Origin of the sequence: Lentibacillus sp., assembly GCF_035301925.1 — a bacterium.
Lineage (GTDB): Bacteria > Bacillota > Bacilli > Bacillales > Amphibacillaceae > Lentibacillus.
In genome coordinates, this window is sequence record NZ_DATGTI010000051.1 from 1 (window position 1) to 6467 (window position 6467).

The following is a 6467-nucleotide window of genomic DNA, read 5'->3' on the forward strand; positions in this document are numbered from 1 at the left end:
TAAAGCTATTATTATTTAATTCGTTAATTTTTTCTTCTGCTTGAAGCTTAGACTTACCATAATGAGTAGTAGGATTTAATGGCGTATTTTCATCAATAACGCCCTCTTCTAATCCATAAACACTCATTGAACTAAAAAAGATAAACTGTTTGACATTTTCTTTTTGTGCTTTTTGTGCTACTTCATAGGCTAAGTCCCTGTTTACCTTATAATATAACTGCTGATTATCCCTTGTTTCTTTTCTATGCGCTATCCCTGCAACGTGGACAACTGTATCATAAGCGGAAAAATCTTTTTCCTTCCAACCATCATCTCTCAAACTGATTTTATCAATTGAATAGTTATCAGGATCTTTCTTCAGCCACGCTTCCAGACTGTTCCCAATATAACTGTTTTTGCCTGTAATCAATATCCGTTTCACTTTGATACAGTCTCCTTCTCACTTGCAGCCTCTTCTTTAGTTTGTGCGCCTGTTCCACCTTCCACAACCCCGTCACTTTTGATGACACTGATAAATGTGCCAAAAAAACATTTTATATCGAACTTAAGCCCGATATTTTGTACATACTCACCATCAAGCTGGGCTTTCACATCAATTGGAAGCTCATCGCGGCCTTTTATTTGTGCCCATCCGGTTAAACCTGGCAGAACATCATTAACCCTGTATTTGTCCCTTTCAGCGATTAAGTCATATTGATTCCACAATGCCGGGCGGGGACCAATAATGCTCATGCTGCCGTCAAGGATATTAAAGATTTGCGGCAGTTCATCAAGCGATGTTTTTCTCAAAAATTTACCCATTTTAGTTATATACTGGTCCGGATCTTTCAGTAAATGGGTCGGCGTGTCCTTTGGTGTATCAATCCGCATTGTCCGGAATTTTAATAGATTGAAATGCGTTTTGTTAATGCCGACCCGTTTTTGCTTGAATAATACCGGTCCCTTGGAATCCAGCTTGATGCCAATCACAAGAATCAGGAATAAAGGTGATAACACAACTAGCCCAATGAATGACAGTGTAATATCAATTAAACGTTTCACTTTTAAATACATATTATAACGCTCCCTGATGGTTAGGTGGGTTAGCACTTGACTGCATTCTAATTAACCATCCAACCAACTACTAAACCACTAAACACAATAACAGATGGATAAATAGAATGTATGGCAACGTGTCAAGCCGTCTAAGCCCGACACCTGCCATATAGTCCATTGCAATACCTTTAATTCTTCACACGTTGCTCAGAAGCCAATTTTTCAACCAGTGCTGTCACGTCTTTGCCAATCTCGTCATCTTTCATGGCAAATTCCAATGTTGTTTGAATAAAGCCTAATTTTTCTCCAACGTCATAACGCGTACCTTCAAAGTCATAGGCATAGACGTCCTGCTCCTGGTTCAGCATTTGAATGGCATCAGTCAGTTGGATTTCGCCGCCGGCACCGATTTCGTGTTTATCGAGATGCTTGAAGATTTCCGGTGTCAGTATATAGCGGCCCATAATCGCCAAGTTTGATGGTGCTTCACCTTGTGCTGGTTTTTCGACAAAGTGATCGACTTTATAGCGCCGGCCTTCAATCGTACTTGGATCGACAATGCCATAGCGATTTGTTTCTTCGTGTGACACTTGCTGGACGCCGACAACGGAACGCTCAGTTTCTTCAAACTGCTCGATCAGTTGTTTCAAGCCAGGTGTTTCGGATTCAACGATATCATCCCCGAGCAAGACGGCGAATGGATCGTCACCGATAAATTTGCGGGCGCACCAAACGGCATGGCCGAGGCCTAGCTGCTCTTTTTGCCGGATGTAATGAATATCAACATTGGACGTTTGGTTCACTTTTTCCAACAGGTCGAATTTCTCTTTTTTCATTAAGTTTTGTTCCAGCTCAAAGTTGTTGTCGAAATGATCTTCAATCGCGCGTTTATGTTTACCGGTGACAATAATAATGTCTTCAATACCGGAATCGACAGCTTCTTCCACGATGTATTGAATCGTTGGTTTATCAACGATTGGTAGCATTTCTTTCGGCATCGCTTTCGTGACCGGCAGGAAGCGTGTTCCAAGTCCCGCTGCCGGAATGATCGCTTTTTTAACAGTTGTCATCGTATTTCCCCCTCAAGGTTTCGGTTTTAAGAACTTTTTGCGGTCGTGCTCCGGGTGACAGGCACTTGCCGGACATTGCTATCGTTTAACAAGAGCCGAACGTTATAGTTGCCTGTACACTTTGAATAGATATACCGGCAAGTACCTGTCGCCCTTTTCATTCCCTTTTAAGACCCTTTAGCGGTCAACAATTCTTTTTCACTATAAACAATGTTCATGATCGCATCCTTCAGCTGCTCTGGACTTGTGGTTGGGAGCTCATTAATCATGTTTGTAATGCGTGATGTGTCCACTTCCACGGTTCGCCCGACATAAATTTTCTCATACACTTCGCCGGGATGGACTTCTTCGTCACTGAGCAGTTCTTCATACATCTTCTCGCCCGGACGGATGCCGCTGAATTCAATGCCAATCTCGTCCACGGAGTAGCCTGATAGTTTAATAAGATTACGGGCGAGATCGACAATTTTCACCGGTTCGCCCATATCAAGGACGAATATTTCACCGCCTTTAGCAAGTGTCCCAGCCTGGATGACGAGCCGGGATGCTTCCGGTATCGTCATGAAATAGCGCGTCATTTCCGGATCGGTGACGGTGACCGGACCGCCGCGCTCGATTTGTTTTTTGAACAGTGGAATGACACTGCCGCGGCTGCCAAGAACGTTGCCGAACCGGACGGCGACGAATTTGGTTTTGCTGCGTTTGGCCAGATTCTGAATGACCATTTCCGCAAGCCGTTTGGTGGCGCCCATCACATTCGTTGGTCGAACGGCTTTGTCCGTTGAGACGAGCACAAATTTTCCGGCACCGAATGTATCGGCTGCTTCGGCGACATTTTTCGTGCCGATCACGTTGTTTTTCACCGCTTCATGCGGGTTGTACTCCATGAGCGGCACGTGTTTATGGGCGGCGGCGTGATAGATAATCGCCGGCTTGTACGTTTTGACAATCTCAAACATCCGGTCACGGTCCTGCACATCCGCGATCACCGGAATGATCTCGATGGTGCTGTCACCGTATTTTTCCTTGAGTTCCATATCAATTTGATAAATGCTGAATTCACCGTGTCCGACCAAAAGAATCCGGCCTGGTGTAAAATTCATCAGTTGGCTACACAATTCCGAGCCGATGGACCCGCCGGCACCAGTGACCATGACGGTTTGGCCGGTGACGTATTCCGATATTGAATCAATGTCCAGTTTAACCGGTTCGCGTCCGAGCAAGTCTTCCACTTCGACATTTTTCAGATGGCTGACCGAGACTTTGCCGGTCATGAGATCCTCGATTTTCGGGATCATCTGCACTTTGGCGTTTGTCTGATTGCAGTATTCGACGATGGCATTCAGTTCGCCATTAGCTAAGGATGGGATGGCAATCACGACATGGTCGATCTGGTGATTCGCCACAAGCGTCGGAATATCTTTCATACGTCCGAGCACGGGAACGCCGTAAATTTCCATGCGCTGCTTGGTTAAGTCATCATCCACGAATGCAACCGGCAGCAAGTCATTATCACCAGCATGGCTATTGTGCAGTTGCCGGACAATCATCGAACCGGCAGAACCGGCACCGACGATGAGCGTGCGTTTTTTCCCTTGATCACTGGTGATGTAACGGTCGCGGAAAACTCGCCAGACGAAACGTGACCCACCGATCAGAATAATATGTAATAACCATGTGACGAGCAATGCACGGCTGTAAATGGAAAAATCATTGACTAAATATTGCACGATGCCTGCCGCTATAATCGATAGTGTGATAGCTTTGACAATTGCCATCAGTTCACCGACGCTCGCATAGGCCCAGACCTTATTGTATAACTTGTAAAACGCTGCAAATAAATGATGAAATAATAAAAGTGCAATTGCGCTTATGATGATGGCGTCGAGTTGGAATATAGGTGTCGATGGATAGACGACCCATGATGCGACAAAGATTGCAGTGCTGACAATGATGGAGTCGAGCAGTACGAGCAGCATCAGGCGTGTTCGATATGTCAATGTATGTCACCCCTTTCTGAAGCTATGGTGTCGTTCTCTGTCACTCAAAGGTAACACAAGAATATTAACGAGATGTTAAAAATCTATTAAATTTGTTGTAAGATGATAACTCCCCGGAAAGCCCAGCCTCGTCTTTCCAGAGATAAGAGGCGGAAGTCAGATTCAATGAAATCGGTGATCCATCCAAGTTCGATGCGAAAATGACATCCAACAGTTTAAAATTTCAAATGCCACATATAAAATCGTACTAAAGTCACAGTCATATTTTTAGTGATATCACAAGAAAAAAGTCACGTTTTCCTAATTCCTGTAAATTTTTTGCAGATAAGACCTGGCCTGTTCCCGATTGTGGATCCCTAGTTTTTGATAAATTTCGCTGATATAATTTTTAATCGTCCCTTCACCGAGATGAATCTTATCGGCGATATGTTTATTCGTATGGCGCTCCATGAACAGATAAGCTATTTCCTGTTCCCGTTTTGTCAGATGAATGCCCCGGTTTTCAAGCCGTACGCCGAGAATGGCGCTTTTATCCATCGACAGTTCGCGGATGCGCCTTGCCAAAATCGAGGCAACATCACCCGAGATCACAACTTGCCCGCGGTAGGCATCCCGTATTGCCTGGTATAGTGTATCCGAATACAATTCTTTTACCAGGAAGCCATCCGCCCCGACACTGATGCCTCTGATGGCCCGATCTTCATCAATATGGGTTGTTAGCATGATGACTTTGACCGAAGAAAATTCCTCTTTAATCCGGGCTGTTGCTTTGATCCCATCCAATTCAGGCATATGAATGTCCATCAGCACGATATCAGGCTGTTGTTCTCTGACCAGTTCCAGTGCCGCATCCCCATTTGAGGCGGTGCCGATAACCTCCATATCCTCCTGTGTTTCAATCAGCTTCTTGACACCCTCCAGGAACAGACGCTGATCTTCCACCAGCAAAAGCTTTATCAACGCGTAAAACCCCTTTGCCATTTTTCCCGCATCTAATGCACAGTAACCCGCGACAGTACGGCGGCTAACTGTCCAATAAATCCCCGATTCTGCTTGGGCCTGCACGATGCAGGTCACAAAGGCGTTGCAACACGATGTTGCGTTTTTAGCCTTTGTTCCTTTGTTTCAACAGAGAAAAGCGCTCTGTTGAATGAAGTTTCGCTTTATCGATATATCCAGTATACAGTATGGCCTATACAGAAATATGTACACCTGATCATTCAGAATGATGCATTCACTTACTGATAAAAAGGAACACAATCTAAAATCGCAATGTCCCCGAGCATTGAAAATGCTTTTTATGCGATGTAGCGTTACCCCAGCTTTCCTTGTCCTGTTGGTTGGAAAGCCTTTGTGACCTTTATTGTGCAGGCCCGAACGAATCGAACCTTTACAGACAGTCAGCCCCAATTATAACTTTCAAGTTTCACGATTCTATAAACCAGGACAGACTGCCCGTTAAGATGGGATAAATCAACAACAAAAATGCTAGATAAAGAACATCTTCTATATCTAGCATTCCAGGTTTAAAATAAGCCAAGGAACTTTTTCTTTTTGATCAATTGCGGCTCGTCTTTATTAACGTTTTGCCCATCAATCAATAACTGTGCATTTTCCATAAACAGATAGGTCATTTCGTTTCCATGCTGTTCACTCAGTTCCTGGAATGCCTCATCCATCACAAAGCTCCGTGTCGTCGTATTATGCGCATCAGATGCCAGAAAATGTGTCAAATTGGCCTCTACAAGTTGGTGGGAGAATTTTTGGATGTTTTTACTGAACTTCCCCGCAAGGCTTGCAGCTGTCACCTGTGTCAGTGCGCCTTTTTGCACAAATTCATGGAGGATGGACGGATGCTGTATGATCGCTGAATTCCGCTCGGGATGCACAATCACAGGTACATAACCGGCAACCTGAATATCGAACAACATTTGTTTGGCATACCGTGGTACATGATTGGACGGAAACTCGACAAACAGATATTTGGTATGATTCAATGATGCCAGTTCGTCGTTATCGATGTCGTCTATCATATCCCCATTGATCCGCGTTTCCTGCCCGGGAAGGATGGTAACAGGAATATCTTCTTCTTTCAAACGCTCGTTCAGATCATGCGTATAGCTGATAATATCGCTTTTCAGGTTATGATATTTTTCATTCCGGTGATGCGGTGTGGCCACAATGGTATGGATTCCTTGCTGTGCGGCCGCCTGTGCCATCGCCAGGCTGTCCGTCATCGTTTGGGCACCATCATCAATCCCCGGTAAAATATGACAATGTATATCGATCACGTTCGTCACGTCCTATATGAAGCTATTGATTAATAGGTATATTATAACAGATTCCGAGATTTCATGACAAT

The 6467-nt window shown here is 44.5% G+C and carries 6 protein-coding genes; all 6 read right to left on the bottom strand.

From position 1 onward, the window contains the following. On the bottom strand, positions 1 to 421 hold a 421-nt coding region (locus VK080_RS04620; RefSeq protein WP_324223597.1), incomplete at its 3' end, for an NAD-dependent epimerase/dehydratase family protein. Then, a complete protein-coding gene (locus VK080_RS04625) occupies positions 418 to 1053 on the bottom strand; it encodes a sugar transferase (RefSeq protein WP_324223598.1) in 636 nt (211 codons plus the stop codon). The genes VK080_RS04620 and VK080_RS04625, both read right to left, overlap by 4 nt. A 170-nt stretch (positions 1054 to 1223) precedes the next feature. Continuing rightward, positions 1224 to 2105, bottom strand: a complete 882-nt coding sequence (galU, locus tag VK080_RS04630; protein WP_324223599.1) for a UTP--glucose-1-phosphate uridylyltransferase GalU — start codon at positions 2103 to 2105, stop codon at positions 1224 to 1226. Positions 2106 to 2272: 167 nt separating this feature from the next. Beyond that, positions 2273 to 4105, bottom strand: a complete 1833-nt coding sequence (locus VK080_RS04635) for a nucleoside-diphosphate sugar epimerase/dehydratase (RefSeq protein WP_324223600.1) — start codon at positions 4103 to 4105, stop codon at positions 2273 to 2275. Positions 4106 to 4405: 300 nt separating this feature from the next. Then, positions 4406 to 5065, bottom strand: a complete 660-nt coding sequence (locus VK080_RS04640) for a response regulator transcription factor (protein WP_324223601.1) — start codon at positions 5063 to 5065, stop codon at positions 4406 to 4408. Between the two features lie 566 nt (positions 5066 to 5631). After that, positions 5632 to 6396 (bottom strand): tyrosine-protein phosphatase, encoded by a 765-nt coding sequence (locus VK080_RS04645; RefSeq protein ID WP_324223602.1) that lies wholly within the window; start codon positions 6394 to 6396, stop codon positions 5632 to 5634. Positions 6397 to 6467 lie beyond the last annotated feature (71 nt).